The sequence below is a fragment of the Streptomyces sp. NPDC018610 genome (genome assembly GCF_044391765.1).
Taxonomy (GTDB): domain Bacteria; phylum Actinomycetota; class Actinomycetes; order Streptomycetales; family Streptomycetaceae; genus Streptomyces.
Genome location: NZ_JBISAL010000006.1, coordinates 66820 through 82982 on the forward strand (window position 1 = coordinate 66820; position 16163 = coordinate 82982).

The 16163-nt window shown below is 73.1% G+C and carries 17 protein-coding genes; 9 read left to right on the forward strand and 8 right to left on the reverse strand.

Features of this window, described 5'->3' with window-relative positions; all coding sequences use genetic code 11:
• Window positions 1-23: 23 nt before the first annotated feature.
• The 5 genes from ACH5A8_RS16775 to phoU all read right to left on the reverse strand — a co-directional run bounded on the left by ACH5A8_RS16775 (window position 24) and on the right by phoU (window position 3278).
• Entirely contained in the window at window positions 24-410 is a 387-nt protein-coding gene (locus ACH5A8_RS16775) for a hypothetical protein (RefSeq protein ID WP_399002554.1), read from the reverse strand.
• 65 nt (window positions 411-475) lie between these two features.
• Window positions 476-976 (reverse strand): hypothetical protein, encoded by a 501-nt coding sequence (locus tag ACH5A8_RS16780; RefSeq protein ID WP_399002556.1) that lies wholly within the window; start codon window positions 974-976, stop codon window positions 476-478.
• Between the two features lie 157 nt (window positions 977-1133).
• Complete coding sequence (locus tag ACH5A8_RS16785; RefSeq protein WP_399002558.1) at window positions 1134-1739, reverse strand: lamin tail domain-containing protein; 606 nt, start codon at window positions 1737-1739, stop codon at window positions 1134-1136.
• A gap of 481 nt (window positions 1740-2220) precedes the next feature.
• The gene (locus tag ACH5A8_RS16790) at window positions 2221-2376 is read right to left on the reverse strand and encodes a hypothetical protein (RefSeq protein WP_396318791.1); all 156 of its coding nucleotides are present in this window, start codon (window positions 2374-2376) and stop codon (window positions 2221-2223) included.
• Between the two features lie 209 nt (window positions 2377-2585).
• Window positions 2586-3278, reverse strand: a complete 693-nt coding sequence (gene phoU, locus ACH5A8_RS16795) for a phosphate signaling complex protein PhoU (RefSeq protein WP_396318792.1) — start codon at window positions 3276-3278, stop codon at window positions 2586-2588.
• Between the two features lie 309 nt (window positions 3279-3587).
• Here phoU and ACH5A8_RS16800 point away from each other — a divergent pair, with 309 nt between their 5' ends.
• Window positions 3588-4865 (forward strand): sensor histidine kinase, encoded by a 1278-nt coding sequence (locus ACH5A8_RS16800; RefSeq protein ID WP_399002560.1) that lies wholly within the window; start codon window positions 3588-3590, stop codon window positions 4863-4865.
• Window positions 4862-5542 carry a response regulator gene (locus tag ACH5A8_RS16805; protein ID WP_392271084.1) on the forward strand — a complete coding sequence of 227 codons (681 nt, stop codon included), beginning with the start codon at window positions 4862-4864 and terminating at the stop codon, window positions 5540-5542. Before ACH5A8_RS16800 ends, ACH5A8_RS16805 begins: the two co-directional genes overlap by 4 nt.
• Before the next feature lie 97 nt (window positions 5543-5639).
• Here the strand turns inward: ACH5A8_RS16805 and ACH5A8_RS16810 are convergent, their stop codons facing one another.
• Entirely contained in the window at window positions 5640-6338 is a 699-nt protein-coding gene (locus ACH5A8_RS16810; RefSeq protein ID WP_399002563.1) for a DUF461 domain-containing protein, read from the reverse strand.
• Between the two features lie 739 nt (window positions 6339-7077).
• Here ACH5A8_RS16810 and ACH5A8_RS16815 point away from each other — a divergent pair.
• From ACH5A8_RS16815 to ACH5A8_RS16845, 7 genes are all read left to right on the forward strand, one after another.
• On the forward strand, window positions 7078-7560 hold the full coding sequence (locus ACH5A8_RS16815) for a CarD family transcriptional regulator (protein WP_003953493.1): 483 nt from the start codon (window positions 7078-7080) through the stop codon (window positions 7558-7560).
• Between the two features lie 525 nt (window positions 7561-8085).
• Entirely contained in the window at window positions 8086-8850 is a 765-nt protein-coding gene (ispD, locus tag ACH5A8_RS16820) for a 2-C-methyl-D-erythritol 4-phosphate cytidylyltransferase (RefSeq protein ID WP_399002565.1), read from the forward strand.
• Window positions 8840-9415 carry a 2-C-methyl-D-erythritol 2,4-cyclodiphosphate synthase gene (gene ispF / locus ACH5A8_RS16825; protein ID WP_399002567.1) on the forward strand — a complete coding sequence of 192 codons (576 nt, stop codon included), beginning with the start codon at window positions 8840-8842 and terminating at the stop codon, window positions 9413-9415. Before ispD ends, ispF begins: the two co-directional genes overlap by 11 nt.
• Window positions 9416-9471: 56 nt before the next feature.
• Window positions 9472-9876: a PPOX class F420-dependent oxidoreductase gene (locus tag ACH5A8_RS16830; protein ID WP_399002569.1), complete on the forward strand. Its 405-nt coding sequence runs from the start codon at window positions 9472-9474 to the stop codon at window positions 9874-9876.
• 257 nt (window positions 9877-10133) lie between these two features.
• Entirely contained in the window at window positions 10134-11534 is a 1401-nt protein-coding gene (gene cysS / locus ACH5A8_RS16835; RefSeq protein WP_399002571.1) for a cysteine--tRNA ligase, read from the forward strand.
• Between the two features lie 123 nt (window positions 11535-11657).
• On the forward strand, window positions 11658-12602 hold the full coding sequence (rlmB, locus tag ACH5A8_RS16840; RefSeq protein WP_399002573.1) for a 23S rRNA (guanosine(2251)-2'-O)-methyltransferase RlmB: 945 nt from the start codon (window positions 11658-11660) through the stop codon (window positions 12600-12602).
• 163 nt (window positions 12603-12765) lie between these two features.
• Window positions 12766-14562: a DoxX family protein gene (locus ACH5A8_RS16845; protein ID WP_399002575.1), complete on the forward strand. Its 1797-nt coding sequence runs from the start codon at window positions 12766-12768 to the stop codon at window positions 14560-14562.
• 206 nt (window positions 14563-14768) lie between these two features.
• Here the strand turns inward: ACH5A8_RS16845 and ACH5A8_RS16850 are convergent, their stop codons facing one another.
• Together ACH5A8_RS16850 and ACH5A8_RS16855 are read right to left on the reverse strand one after the other, a co-directional pair.
• Window positions 14769-15503, reverse strand: a complete 735-nt coding sequence (locus ACH5A8_RS16850; RefSeq protein ID WP_399002576.1) for an NDP-sugar synthase — start codon at window positions 15501-15503, stop codon at window positions 14769-14771.
• A gap of 136 nt (window positions 15504-15639) precedes the next feature.
• Complete coding sequence (locus ACH5A8_RS16855) at window positions 15640-16089, reverse strand: hypothetical protein (protein WP_399002578.1); 450 nt, start codon at window positions 16087-16089, stop codon at window positions 15640-15642.
• Window positions 16090-16163: the final 74 nt, after the last annotated feature.

Below are 16163 nucleotides of genomic sequence, written 5' to 3' on the forward strand. Positions count from 1 at the left end.
GCGGCCCGTCCCCCACGGCGTCGTCAGGCCCCCGCCGCGTCGCGGGACTCCTCCGGGCCGGGCGGGAGGAGCCAGACGCCTGCCCAGCAGGAGGCTCGTACGATCGTGGCCGCCGCGATCGCCGACCACACGCTCGCCACCTGGACGTCGCTCAGCCAGGTGATCAGGTACCAGACCAGGGTGTCCTGGGCCACGCCCACGATCGCCAGGACGAGCAGGAGCAGTGGGGGCTGGCGTGGGCCTTTGGGGGTCGACCAGATCGCTGTGCTGACGCCCGCGAAGATGATGAAGGAGAAGAGGTAGCCGAAGAGCGGGCCCGTGTCGGCGTCGCCGAGGGTGATGCCGGGGAGGGCGGCGGCCAGGGCGACCCCGGGGAGCAGGGCCAGTTGCTGTCTTCTGGTGTCTTTCATGATCCGGACTGTGGCAGCCGCCGCTCCGGCGCGGAAGGGCGGCGGAGCGGGCTGTGGAGGAGTCGTTACGCCGCGGCCGGCTCGCTGAAGGTCGTCGCCCTGCCGCGTACCAGGAGGTTCTGGGTGCCCAGGCCGATGGCGATGTACGCGTACAGGGACGCCGTGCCCAGGGCCGTCGTGTCCGTTGCGTGGTCGATCCACAGGGCCAGGGCGAAGTGCGCGGTCGCCGAGGCGAGCCACAGGGCGGTCGTCGCGGGGGTTCCCTTGCGCAGTACCCCGGCCTCGGGGTCTCGCCACACCCGTACCGTACGGGCCCTGATCGCGCCGAAGCCCGCCGCGACGGCCAGGCTCGCCGCCAGCAGGGCGATGGGCAGGGGGGTCAGCGGGTGGTCGTCCTCGGCGGCCGAGGCCGCGGCGAAGGCGATCGCCAGGGCGCCCAGGCCGCCGAGGGCGATCGGAAGGACCAGCGAGCCGTTGCGGCGTACGGGCCGGGTGCGCAGCTGGCGGCGGATGATCAGTGCCACCAGCAGGACGGCTATGAGGGCGCTCTTTTCCGTGGTGTGCATTCCAACTCCCCCCGTGAGGCACCGCGTTCGCGCGGCGGCGCCGGTGCGTTCATTGTGCCGGGCGGGTTGTGCCGGGGGCCGTGCCGGGCGGGACGAGGGGGAAGCCCCCTCCCCGTGACAGGACGGTGGGGAGGGGGCTTTCCTTCGCCGGCTGGGGTCAGTGCCGGTCGTCGTGGCGGTCGTTGTGGCGGTCGTCGTGCCGACCCTCGTGCCGACCCTCGTGGCGGCCGTCGTGGCGGTCGTCGTGACGGGGGCCGGGGCGCTCCGCGTGGCGGGGGCCCGGGCGGTCGGCGTGGCGTCCGCCGCCCCAGGCGGCGGAGTCCACGTAGCGGTGGTCGGCGTCGCGCAGGGTGGCGGTGTCGGCGTGCTTGTCCCAGACCGAGCTGCGGCGGTCCTGGTACAGGTCGGTGCGGGTGTCGTGGCCGTAGCCGGTGTGGACGCGGACCGTGGCGTGGCCGCCGAGGCGGTAGTGGCGGAAGGTGTAGGTGTGGCCCTGCCTGTCGGACAGCGTCCAGCCGTTCAGGTTGACGTCACGGCGGCCGTTGTTGGTGATCGTCACCCACTCGTTGTTGAGGGAGCGGTTGGAACGGTGGGCGCCGGCGGCGTTGTCGAGGTGCGCACCGGCGATCACCACGCCCTGGCGGTTCGAGTGCGGGGCGTGGTCGGCCGCGGACGCCGGCAGCGTCGCCATTCCGACCAGCGCTCCGGCCGCTGCGGCGGCTGCGGTCAGGCGGCGGGCGGTCACAGAGACGGAAACGGACACAGGCTCTCCCTGCTTGGTGCGAGCGCGCTCCGCCCGCGGATCTCGCCGCGCGCGTGGTGCGCTGTGTGCGGGTGGCGGCCGGGTTGGCCGCGCCCTCACACTTTGTCCGTCCTGCGGTGGAATACGTCCGAACCTCAGGCGGTGTTACCTGTTGTGCATATTTCTGTGACTCTCGGGTGTAGTGCCCATTCACGAGGTGTACGAGCGGACTTGATGGAGTGTCGGGAACCTCGCCCTTGGGCGCGTTGGGCTCATGCCGGCGGTCGCCAGGGCGCGCCACCCCGGCCGGGCCGGCGCCGTCACCCCTGAGTGGGTAACGGGCCGGCCGGGGCCCCGCCCCCCGGACGGGTGCCGTGCCGGGCGCGGGAAGCGGAAGCGGGGCGTACGCGGCACAGGGCCCCGGCGCCGATGCGCCGGGGCCCTGCGATGACGTACTACGACGTGCGACGACGTACGGCTTCCTACGGGTGGTACGCCCTTGTCAGCCGCACTGGCAGGCGCCGCCCGACTGGCAGCCGCAGCCGCAGCCCGAGCCGCAGCCGCAGGCCGCGAGGAGCGGGAGGATTCTGGGCTCGGCGGGCTGCTCGGTCTCACGGGTCCGGGTGGGGTCGGGGGCGGTGCTGGGGGATTCGGCCATGGGTCCCTCCTAGAGGCTGAGTGCCTTCGCCCATTTCATGCCCGCCGCGCCGGGCGCATCAACGGCGCACAGTGGCTCGTGTCCGCCAAGGGCGCACAGCGGCTCGGTCCGCCGGCGGCGCACAGCGGCTCGTGTCCGCCCGCGCCCGCCCGCACCGGCGCCGCCGCGCTCGCCCCTCACGGCGGGCACCCCGCGGAACCGCCGGAGGCCTACGCCCCCTCCGCCCCCGTCACCGGCTGGATGTCCTGCTGCTGGAGTTCGTCGGCGTGTTCGCCCGTGACCAGATAGACGACCCGCTTGGCCACCGCCACCGCGTGGTCGGCGTAGCGCTCGTAGTAGCGGCCGAGGAGGGTGACGTCCACGGCCGTCTCGATGCCGTGCTTCCAGCGGTCGTCGATCAGGTGCTGGAAGAGGGTGCGGTGCAGCAGGTCCATCTCGTCGTCGTCCTGCTCCAGCTGGAGGGCCAGATCGACGTCCTTGGTCACGATCACCTCGGCCGCCTTCGCCATCAGGCGCTGCGCGAGCTGGCCCATCTCCAGGATGGTGGCGTGCAGGTCGTGCGGGACCGCGCGCTCGGGGAAGCGCAGTCGGGCGAGCTTGGCGACGTGCTGGGCGAGGTCGCCGGAGCGCTCCAGGTCGGCCGACATGCGCAGCGAGGTGACGACGATCCTCAGGTCGGTCGCCACCGGCTGCTGCCGGGCCAGCAGGGCGATGGCCCTGGCCTCCAGGTCGTGCTGGAGTTCGTCGACCTTCTGGTCGGCCTCGATCACGCTCTCGGCGAGCTTGAGGTCGGAGTCGAGGATGGCGGTCGTGGCGCGTCCGATCGCCGAGCCGGTCAGCCGGGCCATCTCCACCAGGCTGTCGCCGATCGAGTCCAGTTCCTCGTGGTACGCGTCCCGCATCTTCGGTTCCCTCTCGTGCGTCTTCGTCCGGGGTTGCAGGGGGCTGCAGGGGTGCGGGGCGGCGGCCCCGCCGGTCAGGGCCGGCGGGCCCACCGGTCGGGGCCGGCAGGCCCGTGGTGACGACCGGCGGCGCCCGTCACGGCGACCGGTGGTGCGAACCCCACGCTCCCACGGTCCGGCCTCCACGCGTCCGTTTCCGTCACCTCGAATGAACCGTCTCTGGCCCCAAGGTGAACTCTGGGCGACGAGTGTTCGAGGTCGCACCCGGATGGGTGCGGGCACCTCGTACCCCGTGCCTAACCTTGAGGCATGGACGTGAACGCGGCGGTCGCCGCAGCGGCAGCGATCGCCGGAGTGCTCACCGGTGTGATCGCCATGCTCGCGTTCCGCTTCAGCGAGCGCGAGCAGAAGCGTCCGACCCGCACTTCCCTGCACACCGACGCGGTGCTGCCGCCGGGCGTGGACACCGTCCTGTCCGTGCTGCGGTCCTCCGCCGTCGTCCTCGACGAGGCCGACGCCGTCGTCAAGGCCAGCTCCGCCGCGTACGCCCTCGGGCTCGTCCGCGGCGGCAAGCTGGCCGTGGAGCCGATGCTCCAGATGGCCCGGGACACCCGGCGGGACGGGGAGATACGCCAGGTCGAGCTGGACCTGCCGCGGCGCGGCACCGGGCGCGGCGAGGCCCTCGCCGTCTCCGCGCGGGTCGCCCCGCTCGGGTCGCGGCTGGTGCTGCTGCTGGTGGAGGACCTGACCGAGGCCCGGCGCATCGAGGCGGTACGACGCGACTTCGTCGCCAACGTGAGCCATGAACTGAAGACACCGGTCGGCGCGCTCTCCCTGCTCTCCGAGGCCGTCATGGACGCCTCCGACGACCCGGAGGCCGTGCAGCGGTTCGCCGGGCGGATGCAGATCGAGGCGACCCGGCTGACCAACCTCGTGCAGGAGCTGATCGACCTGTCGCGGGTGCAGAACGACGACCCGCTGGAGGACGCCGAGCCGGTGCGCGTGGACGAGCTGGTCGCCGAGGCGATCGACCGCTGCCGCCACCAGGCCGGCACCAAGCAGATCACCATGGCCGCGGGAGGCACCGCGGACCTGCACGTATGGGGCAATCGCGGGCAGCTCGCCGCCGCCCTCGGCAACCTCGTCGAGAACGCGGTCAACTACTCCCCGGCCCGCACCCGCGTCGGCATCGCCGCCCGCGGGATCACCGCGCCCGGCGGGGACCTCATCGAGATCGCCGTCACCGACCAGGGCATCGGCATCTCCGAGAAGGACAAGGAGCGCGTCTTCGAGCGCTTCTACCGCGTCGACCCGGCCCGCTCACGCGCCACGGGGGGCACCGGGCTGGGCCTCGCGATCGTCAAGCACGTGGTCGCCTCGCACGGCGGGGAGGTCACGGTGTGGAGCGCCGAAGGCCAGGGCTCCACCTTCACCGTGCGGTTGCCGGAGGCCGCCGCGGCCCGTGCGGCCCGTGACCGTGTCCGCGACCGGGCACAGCAGCACCCCGCCCTCGACGACGAGGCCGGGCAGCCCCCCACAGACTCATCCCCGTACGAATCGCTTCCCGCCCCGGAGGTCCTTCCGTGACCCGAGTGCTCGTCGTCGAGGACGAGGAGTCCTTCTCCGACGCCCTGTCGTACATGCTCCGCAAGGAGGGCTTCGAGGTCGCCGTCGCGGCCACCGGGCCCGACGGACTCGACGAGTTCGAGCGCAACGGCGCCGACCTCGTCCTCCTCGACCTGATGCTGCCGGGCCTGCCCGGTACGGAGGTGTGCCGTCAGCTGCGCGGCCGCTCCAACGTCCCGGTGATCATGGTGACCGCCAAGGACAGCGAGATCGACAAGGTCGTCGGCCTGGAGATAGGAGCCGACGACTACGTCACCAAGCCCTTCTCCTCCCGCGAGCTGGTCGCCCGGATCCGCGCGGTGCTGCGCCGGCGCGGCGAGCCGGAGGAGGTCGCCCCGGCCGCGCTGGAGGCCGGCCCGGTCCGCATGGACGTGGACCGGCACGTGGTGACGGTGTCCGGCTCCAAGGTCGACCTGCCGCTGAAGGAGTTCGACCTGCTGGAGATGCTGCTGCGCAACGCCGGCCGGGTGCTGACCCGGATGCAGCTCATCGACCGGGTCTGGGGTGCCGACTACGTGGGCGACACCAAGACCCTCGACGTCCACGTCAAGCGGTTGCGCGCGAAGATCGAGCCGGATCCGGGGGCACCGCGGTTCCTGGTCACGGTGCGGGGGCTCGGGTACAAGTTCGAGCCGTAGGCCGTGGACCGGCCCCGGTGATGCCGAAGGGCGGCGCGCTCCCCGTGGGAGCGCGCCGCCCTTCGGCGTGCGTACGGCCCGTGGGCCGCCCGCCGGGTCAGTGACCGGCGACCGACTGGGACGCCGAGTCGCTCGGGGTGACCGGGTGGCCGGAGACCGTCGCCGAGGCGGACTCGGAGGCGTTCGGCGTGCCGGACGGCGACTTCTGCGACTTCTGCGGCTTGCCGGCGGCGCCCGCGCCGGTGGAGGCGGTCGCGGAGGCCGTGGCGCCCGGCGCGGCCGGGATGTTGCTCGGGCCCCACTTGTCGAAGTAGCTCTCGGCGGGGACGACGAAGGCGCGCAGGCTCACGTCACCGGTCTTGCTGAAGGTGAAGGTGATCTTCTGCGCGTTGCCGTCGGAGACGTTGGCGCCCGGGGTGGACAGCGCGGCGGAGGCGTTGCCCTTGCCGCCGATGATCAGGGAGCCGCCGGCCGGGACGGTCAGCTTGCCCTTGCCCTGCGCGGGGGTGAGCTGCGCGGTGCCGTCGCCGTCGACGCGGATCGCGTCGAGGGTCTGGTCCTGGCTGTCGTTGTTGAAGATGGTCGCGGAGATGACGGCCGGGCCCTTGGTCTGGGTGCCGGGCTGGGTGATGACCACCGCGTTCTGGACCTTGATGGCCCCGACGTGGACTTCCGCGTTGTCCGGCTTGACCTGGAGCGTCTGGGCGTCGTTGCCGGCGCCGCACGCGGCGAGCGAGGCGATCGAGAACGCGATGGCGGCGACGCCGAGGGCGCCGCGTCGAAGGCTGCTGCTCACGGCGGCGGCAACTCCTTGAACGTGGGCGGTAGAGGACGACTCCCTGATAAAGCCGCCCTAAGTGTCTGTCAGCGGCCTTAGGTTACCGAGCCGTTCCCACGCCCCCGCACCCGACCCGCCCCCGCGCGTCCAGGGGCACCCGGACACCGCCCTCGCGACACGTCGCGGGGAGCGCTCTCAATGCGGGTCAGGCCGCGCATTGGCCGCCCCGTCGCCCGCCATTCGCATAAGCGCCGTCCGGCATACCCTCCGGCATACAGGTCCCCATACGCACCGGCATACAAGCCGCCATACGCGTCCCCATACGCGTCGGCTTACCGTGCCCCGCTCCACCGTCTCTCGAGATTTTCCGATGAGGGAATGCACGTCCGGTACGGAAATTGATCACAGCCCGCCGGGCCGGCGGTCGCGCCGTGGCCGTGATCAATTCCGGATTCGGCCCGAAGGCGACGCGGCTCACCGAACGGAGTAGCGGAAGTCGGACACATGGAACCGGACAAATCGGGATGTTCGGCCGTTTGGAGGGGCGGCTGGATGTGTGTAACGTGGGCGTTTCTCCCTGTGCGGGAAGCCCCTCCGACCTGCGAATACCCGCCTCCCCTCGGCCCGGCGGCCCCTTCCGAAGCACGTTCCGGTTGCTGTTGTCAAGCCCCGAGATATGCCCTGACCTGCGAAAACGCCATTCAGAAGACGCCGTATCCGTGTTACCCTGGATAGCCACGGAAGGGGTACCTGTCACATGACGTTCAAGGTTGGCGACACCGTGGTCTATCCCCATCACGGGGCCGCGCTGATCGAGGCTATCGAAACTCGCCAGATCAAAGGCGTGGACAAGACCTACTTGGTGCTGAAGGTCGCCCAGGGTGACCTGACGGTACGTGTGCCAGCGGACAATGCGGAGTTCGTCGGCGTGCGTGATGTGGTCGGTCAGGACGGGCTGGACCGCGTCTTCGAGGTGCTGCGCGCTCCGTACGCCGAGGAGCCCACGAACTGGTCCCGTCGCTACAAGGCAAACCTGGAGAAGCTCGCCTCCGGCGATGTCATCAAGGTCGCGGAAGTCGTCCGTGACCTGTGGCGTCGCGAGCGCGAGCGCGGACTCTCCGCCGGTGAGAAGCGCATGCTCGCCAAGGCCCGCCAGATCCTGGTGAGCGAGCTCGCCCTCGCGGAGAACACGAACGAGGACAAGGCCGAAGCCCTGCTCGACGAGGTTCTCGCGTCCTGACGCGCGAGGTGCCCTGACCCGAGGCGGCCACGACGACCGCCTTCGTTCAAGCACAGCGAGAAACGAATGCCGCGGTGCCCGATGACACGACCGCAGTCGCCGGGCACTGCGGCATGTCCACATCCGCCGCACCCACGGCCCCGGGTGCCGCCGGCGTACGCCGCGTACCACCGGTTCCGGCGATCCCGCCGACCCCGCGGCGTCCACGGCGCCCCGGGAGCGACCCGGCCGGCGCGGACGCGCTGCTCGGTGTACCCGGCTCGGCGTACCCGCCTCGCGGTGGGCACGAGCGGCAGGTACCCCCGCGCGCGGCGGCCATGCCGTACGACGGGGGAAGTCCCCCGATACTGTGTGCCGGGCCCGGGCAGTCGGCTCGACCGGGGTCACGGAAGGGTCCGGTCGGGGCGTCGCGCCCGGCACGGTGTGGCCATACCCACGTAGGCACCGCCGCCAAACCGGCGCCTGACGGGCGGACGGCGCGGACCCGGCGGCACGGCCTCCAGCACACGAACCTGACAGGAACCGATGTCTGACGAATCGCGCCCTTCACCCGCGAAAGCCCAGCCAGGAGCCCCCGTCGCCGCCGTGATCCCGGCCGCCGGCCGGGGCGTACGCCTCGGCCCGGGCGCTCCCAAAGCGCTGCGCACGCTGAACGGCACGCCCATGCTCGTCCACGCGGTGCGCGCCATGGCCGCCTCCCGCGCGGTCTCCCTGGTGGTCGTCGTCGCCCCGCCCGACGGCGCCGCCGAGGTCAAGTCGCTCCTGGACGCGCACGCGCTGCCCGAGCGCACCGACTTCCTCGTCGTGCCCGGCGGCGACAGCCGCCAGGAGTCCGTCCGGCTGGGCCTGGAGGCGCTGCCGCCGGGCCACGACATCGTCCTCGTGCATGACGCGGCCCGCCCGCTGGTCCCGGTGGACACCGTGGACGCGGTCATCGAGGCCGTACGGGACGGGGCGAGCGCCGTCGTCCCCGCGCTGCCGCTCGCGGACACCGTCAAGCAGGTCGAACCGGCCGCCGCGCCCGGCGAGGCCGAACCGGTCGTCGCCACGCCGGACCGCTCGCTGCTGCGCGCCGTGCAGACCCCGCAGGGCTTCGACCGCGCGACGCTGGAGCGCGCCCACCGGACGGTCACCGACGACGTCACCGACGACGCGAGCATGGTCGAGCAGCTCGGCGAGCGGGTCGTGGCCGTGCCCGGCCACGAGGAGGCCTTCAAGGTCACCCGTCCGCTCGACCTCGTCCTCGCGGAGGCGGTCCTGGCCCGGCGGAGGCTCAACGATGGCTTCTGAGCACCCCGCCACCCCGGCGAGCCCCGCGGCCCCGGCGGACCCAGCGGACCCCGCCAGTCCGGCGGCCCGCGCGGCCGCCCCCGTCGTGCCGCTGCCCCAGGTCGGCATCGGCACCGACATCCACGCCTTCGAGGACGGCCGCGAGCTGTGGTGCGCGGGCCTGAAGTGGGAGGGCGAGGGGCCGGGGCTGGCCGGCCACTCCGACGCCGACGTCGTCGCGCACGCCGCGTGCAACGCGCTGTTCTCGGCCGCCGCGCTCGGCGACCTCGGGCAGCACTTCGGCACCGGACGCCCCGAGTGGTCGGGCGCGTCCGGCGTCACCCTGCTGACGGAGGCCGCGCGGATCGTGCGCGCGGCGGGCTTCCGGATCGGGAACGTCGCCGTGCAGGTCGTCGGCGCCCGGCCGAAGATCGGCAAGCGGCGCGAGGAGGCGCAGAAGATCCTCTCCGAGGCGGCCGGCGCGCCGGTGTCCGTCTCCGGCGCGACGACCGACGGACTGGGCTTCCCCGGCCGGGGCGAGGGGCTGATGGCGGTGGCCACGGCGCTCGTGGTGCGGGTGGACTGACGGCGTGCGAGGGTACCCGCAGAGTCACGAGTGACCGAGAACCGGAGGGTGCCCCCATGTCCGCCGTACTGTCCGACCGGCTCAAGAGCCTTCTCGACGGCCCCGTCTTCATCGTCGTCGGCACCGTCCAGCCCGACGGCGGCCCGCAGTTGTCGCCGGTGTGGGTGAAGCGGGACGGCGACGACCTCCTCGTCTCCACCACCGTCGACCGGCGCAAGAAGAAGAACTTCGACCGGGACCCGCGCGTCAGCGTCGTCGTCCAGGACCCGAAGTCCCCCTACGAGTACGCCGAGATCCGCGGCACCGTGGAGATGACCACCGAGGGCGGCCAGGAACTCATCGACGAACTCTCCGTGAAGTACACCGGCAAGAAGTACGCCGAGTTCAACCCGGCCTCGGCGCAGGACGCCGAGCGGGTGGTCGTACGGATCCGGGCGCGCAAGGTCGTGGGCAGCCTCTGACCCTTCGGCGCGCGCCCGGAGGCCGGGCCGTCCTTCCGCGGTGCGCGCGCGAGGCCTTCCACGGTGCGCACCGTGGGCCCCTCCTTCTCCGCGCCACGCGCCCCGAGGGGCCCCGGTCCCTCCCCGGCAGGCGCCCGAGCCCTCCGTCCGTCCCCGCACCCACCCCGGCGCCCGGGCGCGGCGCGGCCGGGACACGAATGCGAGCCCTTGGGGCCAAGGGGCGTGAGGCACTGCCCTCGGCCCACTACTCTGGAGTGGTGACTATTCGCCTGTACGACACCAGCGCCCGGCAGATCCGTGACTTCACCCCGCTCAAGCCGGGCTGTGTCTCGATCTACCTGTGTGGTGCCACCGTGCAGGCGGCCCCGCACATCGGGCACATCCGGTCGGGACTGAACTTCGACATCATGCGCCGTTGGTTCGCCTACCGCGGCTACGAGGTGACGTTCGTCCGCAATGTCACCGACATCGACGACAAGATCATCGCCAAGGCGCGCGAGCAGCACCGCCCGTGGTGGTCGATCGGCTACGACAACGAGCGCGCGTTCAACGACGGTTACACCGCCCTCGGCTGCCTGCCGCCCACCTACGAGCCCCGCGCCACCGGCCACGTGCCGGAGATGGTCGAGATGATGCGGACGCTCATCGAGCGCGGGCACGCCTACGCCTCCGACGGCAACGTCTACTTCGACGTGCGCTCCTTCCCCGGCTACCTGGAGCTGTCCCGGCAGGAGCTGGACAACCTGCTCCAGCCCTCCGGCGAGGGCGAGACGGGCAAGCGCGACCCGCGGGACTTCGCCATGTGGAAGGCCGCCAAGCCCGGCGAGCCGACCTGGCCGACCCCGTGGGGCGAGGGCCGGCCCGGCTGGCACCTGGAGTGCAGCGCCATGGCGCACAAGTACCTGGGCAGCGCCTTCGACATCCACGGCGGCGGCCTGGACCTGATCTTCCCGCACCACGAGAACGAGATCGCCCAGGCCAAGGCCTACGGCGACGAGTTCGCCCGGTACTGGGTGCACAACGCCTGGGTCACCATGGCCGGCGACAAGATGTCCAAGTCGCTCGGCAACAGCGTCCTCGTCTCCGAGATGGTCAAGCAGTGGCGGCCCATCGTGCTGCGCTACTACCTCGGCACCCCGCACTACCGGTCGATGATCGAGTACAGCGAGGAGGCGCTGCGCGAGGCGGAGTCCGCGTTCGCGCGGATCGAGGGCTTCATCCAGCGCGTGGTGGAGAAGGCCGGCCCGGTGGAGCCCTCCGCCGAGGTGCCGCCCGCCTTCGCCGAGGCGATGGACGACGACCTGGGCGTCCCGCAGGCGCTCGCCGTCGTGCACACCACGGTCCGGCAGGGCAACAGCGCGCTGGCGGCCGACGACAAGGAGGCCGCCGTGGCGCGGCTCGCCGAGGTGCGGGCCATGCTCGGCGTCCTCGGACTCGACCCGCTGGACGAGCAGTGGGCCGGCGAGGGCGGCGACCGCGGCGAGGACCTGCACGGGGTGGTGGACACCCTGGTCCGGATGGTGCTCGACCAGCGCGAGGCCGCCCGGGCGCGCAAGGACTGGACGACCGCGGACGCCATCCGCGACCAGCTCGGCCAGTCCGGACTGGTCATCGAGGACAGCCCGCAGGGCCCCCGCTGGAGCCTCGGCCCCCGCTGAGCCCACCGCGGTCCCCGGCGACCGACGGTGCCGTCCGGCCCGCCGGGCGGCACACTTCACAGACGTGACAGACGTACGCGAAGACGAACGTGCGTACGACGCTTTCGAACAGACAGGTAGATCATGGCCGCGAACAACCGCCGCATGTCCGGCAAGAAGGGCGCGCAGGTCGGCAGCGGCGGCCAGCGGCGCCGCGGGCTCGAGGGCAAGGGCCCCACGCCGCCCGCCGAGATGCGCAAGGGACACGCCAAGCAGCGCGCCGCGCAGGCGAAGGCCCGCCGCGCGCAGGGCGGCCGTCCGCAGCAGCGCCGCGGCTCGGGCCGTTCGGCCTCCGAGCTGGTCGTCGGCCGCAACCCGGTCGTCGAGGCGCTGCGTGAGGGCGTGCCCGCCACCACCCTCTACGTCCAGCAGTTCATCGACAACGACGAGCGCGTGCGCGAGGCGCTGCAGCTGGCGGCCGAGCGCGGCGGCATCAACCTCATGGAGGCGCCGCGGCCCGAGCTCGACCGGATGACCAACGGGCTCAACCACCAGGGCCTGGTCCTCCAGGTCCCGCCGTACGAGTACGCCCACCCCGAGGACCTGGCCGACGCCGCCGCCGACGCGGGCGAGGACCCGCTGATCGTGGCCCTCGACGGGGTGACCGACCCGCGCAACCTCGGCGCGGTCGTCCGCTCCGTCTCCGCCTTCGGCGGGCACGGTGTGGTCGTCCCCGAGCGGCGCGCGGCCGGCATGACCGCCGGCGCCTGGAAGACGTCCGCCGGCACCGCGGCCCGTACGCCGGTCGCCCGCGCCACCAACCTGACGCGCGCGCTGGAGCAGTACCAGAAGGCGGGCCTCACCGTCGTCGGGCTCGCCGCGGACGGCGAGGCCGAACTCGGCGACCTGGACGCCCTGGAGGGGCCGGTCGTCATCGTCGTCGGCAGCGAGGGCAAGGGCCTGTCCCGGCTGGTCGGCGAGACCTGCGACGTCCGGGTGCGCATCCCGATGCCGGGCGGCGCGGAGTCCCTGAACGCGGGTGTGGCCGCGGGCATCGTGCTGTACGAGGCGGCGCGCAGGCGCCGCTGATCGGCTGCCCGATCCATCACGCGGACGCCCGTACGACCACGGCCGAACGGGCGTCCGTACGTTCACCCGCTCGGGTGTTTCCGGGAGTTCACCGCATCCTTGACGGGGTCCGGACAGATCCGCCACGCCGTGGCAGTGTCCTAACTCGACATCACTCGGTTAGATGAGTGTGGACACCAGAACACCCCGCACACCCACGGGGGACCGCTCGTCGGGATACGACGACGCTCCCGCGCTGAGCATGGTGAAGGTGCCGAGCGATCCGGCGCAGGTCATCGTCACTCACGCGAGCTTCCGCGTGCAGTTGGGCGCCGCATCGTGGCGCACCCGGTCCCCGCGGCTCGCCCGGCCCCTGAGCGCCACCGAGACCACCGCCCGCGTGCCCGTCGCCGGCCTGGCCGGCGGGACCGCCACCCACCGCCGGCCGCTCGTCTGGAGCGGCAGGTCCGCCCCCGACGACACCGGCGCCCACCGGCTGCTGCAGGCCGTCCGCAGCGGCAGCGTGGGCCACACCGAGGAGACGGCCGCCGACCCCGGGGCCACCCAGGTCATCCCGCGCGTCGGCACCGCCCCGGGCCGCGGCGCGGTGCCCGGCCCCTACGACGGCCTCGACCGGACCGCGCGGACGCCCGTCGTCGGCGGCCCGCACGCGCCCGGACCCGGCGAGACCCGGCTGCTGCCGCACATGCGCACCGCCGAGTCGGCCTACGAGTCCGGCGCGTACGGCGACCTCGGGTACGCCGGCCCCGCCACGCCGGGCGGCGCACCGCCCCACGCGCGGCCCGGCCACGCGGACGCCTTCGGGTACGACGACCGGGGGTACGACCCCCGCGACCACGTCGGCCAGGACTACGACGACCAGGACCACGACCCGTCCTACGACCAGGACGAGGCGGCGGGGGAGGGACGCCGGCGGGCGGGCCGGCGGCACGGCGACGACCCGGCCCGGCACGCCTACTACCCCGGCCGCCGGATGAACCTCGGCGTCGTCCTGCTCCCGCTGCGGATCTTCCTCGGCTTCATCTCCATCTACGCCGGCATGGGCAAGCTGTGCGACCCGCTGTACTTCGACGGCGGCAAGCGCGGCTCCATGGTCAAGTGGCTCAACTCGCTGCACCCCTGGGAGGCCGCCGAGCCGCTGCGCCAGTTCGCCCTCCAGCACCCGGTCGGCTCCGGCCTGGTCATCGCCTTCCTCCAGGTCATCGTCGGCGTCCTGACCATCCTGGGCTGCTGGCAGCGGGTCGCCGCGGTGCTCGGCGCGCTCCTCTCGGCCGCGCTCATCGTCACGGTCAGCTGGCGCACGCTGCCCGTCTACGAGGCGCCCGACATCATCTACCTCGCCGCATGGTCGCCCCTGGTCATCGCCGGCGCCCCCGTCTACTCCGTCGACGGCCGTCTCGCCGCCTCCGCCTGGCGGCGGCTCGGACCACGCTCCGACATCTGGGAGCTGCGCCGCTTCGTGCTGCGCCGCGGCGCCCTGCTCACGGTGGTCGTCACCGGCCTCACCCTGCTCACCGGGTCGCTGCTCGGCGACGCCGTGCGCGACGCCGAACGCGTGGTCGTGCCCCGCCCCGGCGAGGCCCCGCGCAACGAACTGCCCGGCTCGCCGCTGCCGCAGCGGTCCGACGGCGAGCGTCACCACAGGTCTCCGTCGGCCCCGGCGGCCCCCAGCCACCGCGGCACCACCACCGGCCCGTCCGGCGGTCCCGCGTCCACCCCGGGCACGGCCCGCGAGAGCGGCGGCGCCCTCACCGGCGGCACGCCCAGCCAGACCCAGGGCACCACGGGCCGCACCCCGCCGCGCCACTCCTCCCCGGTGCGGCAGGCCCCCAGCACCAGCACGGGCCCGACCTCGGGCGGTACCGCGAGCGGCGGCACCGGCTCGGCGGGCGGCGGCTCGGGCTCCGGCGGCGGCGCCTCCTCCGGCCGACCGGGCCTGGTGGGCGGGCTCCTGGGGTGATCCCCGGCCGCCCGCACCACGAAGGGACGGGGTCCCGCACAGCGCTTGTGCGGGACCCCGTCCCTTTCGTGTTCTCTCGTGCTCCCGTGGCCCCGGCTCGCGGTGAGCCCCACCTGGTGAACCGGTCAGGCATGCCCGGTGGTGGACCGGTCAGGCATGCCCGGCGGTGAACCGGTCCGGTCGGGCGCGTCCCGGCCGTGAACCGGTCAGGCGCGCCCCAGGGCGGCCAGCTCCTTCGCGGCCTCGGTGAGGTCCTTCGCGGTGTCGATGGCCCGCCAGTAGGCGCCCTGCGGGATCGGGAAGCCGGCCAGGCGGAGTTCGCGGGCCAGCCTCGGGAACGTGGTCCGCTCGTGGTCGCCGCGCTCCGGGAGCAGGTCGGCGAACCCGGGGGAGAAGACGTAGACGCCCGCGTTGATCTCGAAGGTGGAGGGCGGGGCCTCGATGAAGTCCGTGATGTGACCGAAGCCGTCCGTCTGCACCGCGCCCCACGGGATGCGCGGACGGGCCAGCGCGAGGGTCGCCACCGCGTCGCGCTCGGTGTGGAAGTCCGCCATGTCGCGCAGCGAGAAACGGGTCCAGATGTCACCGTTGGTGGCGTACCAGGACCTGTCCGGGTGGGGCAGGTGAGCGGCGGCGAACTTCAGGCCGCCGCCGCGGCCGAGGGGCTCCGTCTCCACGGCGGTGGTGACGTTGACGGGCAGCGCCGCCGACTTGAGCCACTCCTGCAGGACCTCGGCGAGGTGGCCGCAGGAGATCACCACGTCCGTGACGCCCTCCTCGGCGAGCCAGGCGAGCTGGTGCCCGATGATCGGGGTGCCCGTGCCGGGGATCTCGACCATCGGCTTGGGCCGGTCGTCGGTATAGGGGCGCAGCCGCGATCCCTGGCCTCCGGCCAGGACGACGGCTTGGGTGGGGCGCGACGCCGCATTCGGATGGGTCATGGGGGCACTGTACGTGCCCCTGTCCGTGCCCCTTCCCGCCGCCGACCACGCGCACGCGGACGGACGGCGGGAAGGGGCACGGACGAGGACGTGGCCGGGCGCCGGGTGTCGTGCGCCGCCGGTGGGCGGTGGCGCGTCAGCTGTGGGCCGCGAGGACGCCGGAGGCGAAGGAGGTGTCGCAGACGGGACGGGCGTAGGACTGGGCGCGGGAGGCGCCGTAGAGGCGGACCGCCGCGCGGCCGAGCGTGCGGGCGATCGAGCCGCAGTGCGCGGCCAGGGAGGGGCGGCCGTTGACCGCCTGCTGGAGGTGGGTGAGCGCGACGCCCGGGTCCTTCTCCTGCAGCTCCGTCAGCAACTGGTCGCGCAGGACGTCCTGAGGGGCGCGGGAGCGGGCGGTGAGCCCGGCAGCCGATGTGTCGGACGCGGTGAGCACCGAGGACGAGGAGTTCCCCGACCAGTCGACTCGGGTGACCGCGAGGGTCCCGGAGAGCACCAGGACGACGGGCAGGACGAGGGCGAGGGAGCGGCCGATCCGGCGGGCGGGGCCCCGGCCGCGTCGCGTGGGGTGGGTGGTGGAGTGCTTCACGCGTGGCAGCGTAGCCGCCGGTAATGATTTGGCGACATTTAGTCACCCCTTCGAGGGATGCCTGTGGGCGGCAT

Coding starts and splice junctions, on each gene's coding strand:
- ACH5A8_RS16775 (WP_399002554.1), bottom strand. CDS start 410: ATGAAAGACACCAGAAGACAGCAACTGGCCCTGCTCCCCGGGGTCGCC.
- ACH5A8_RS16780 (WP_399002556.1), bottom strand. CDS start 976: ATGCACACCACGGAAAAGAGCGCCCTCATAGCCGTCCTGCTGGTGGCA.
- ACH5A8_RS16790 (WP_396318791.1), bottom strand. CDS start 2,376: ATGGCCGAATCCCCCAGCACCGCCCCCGACCCCACCCGGACCCGTGAG.
- phoU (WP_396318792.1), bottom strand. CDS start 3,278: ATGCGGGACGCGTACCACGAGGAACTGGACTCGATCGGCGACAGCCTG.
- ACH5A8_RS16800 (WP_399002560.1), top strand. CDS start 3,588: ATGGACGTGAACGCGGCGGTCGCCGCAGCGGCAGCGATCGCCGGAGTG.
- ACH5A8_RS16815 (WP_003953493.1), top strand. CDS start 7,078: ATGACGTTCAAGGTTGGCGACACCGTGGTCTATCCCCATCACGGGGCC.
- ispD (WP_399002565.1), top strand. CDS start 8,086: ATGTCTGACGAATCGCGCCCTTCACCCGCGAAAGCCCAGCCAGGAGCC.
- ispF (WP_399002567.1), top strand. CDS start 8,840: ATGGCTTCTGAGCACCCCGCCACCCCGGCGAGCCCCGCGGCCCCGGCG.
- ACH5A8_RS16830 (WP_399002569.1), top strand. CDS start 9,472: ATGTCCGCCGTACTGTCCGACCGGCTCAAGAGCCTTCTCGACGGCCCC.
- rlmB (WP_399002573.1), top strand. CDS start 11,658: ATGGCCGCGAACAACCGCCGCATGTCCGGCAAGAAGGGCGCGCAGGTC.
- ACH5A8_RS16845 (WP_399002575.1), top strand. CDS start 12,766: ATGAGTGTGGACACCAGAACACCCCGCACACCCACGGGGGACCGCTCG.
- ACH5A8_RS16850 (WP_399002576.1), bottom strand. CDS start 15,503: ATGACCCATCCGAATGCGGCGTCGCGCCCCACCCAAGCCGTCGTCCTG.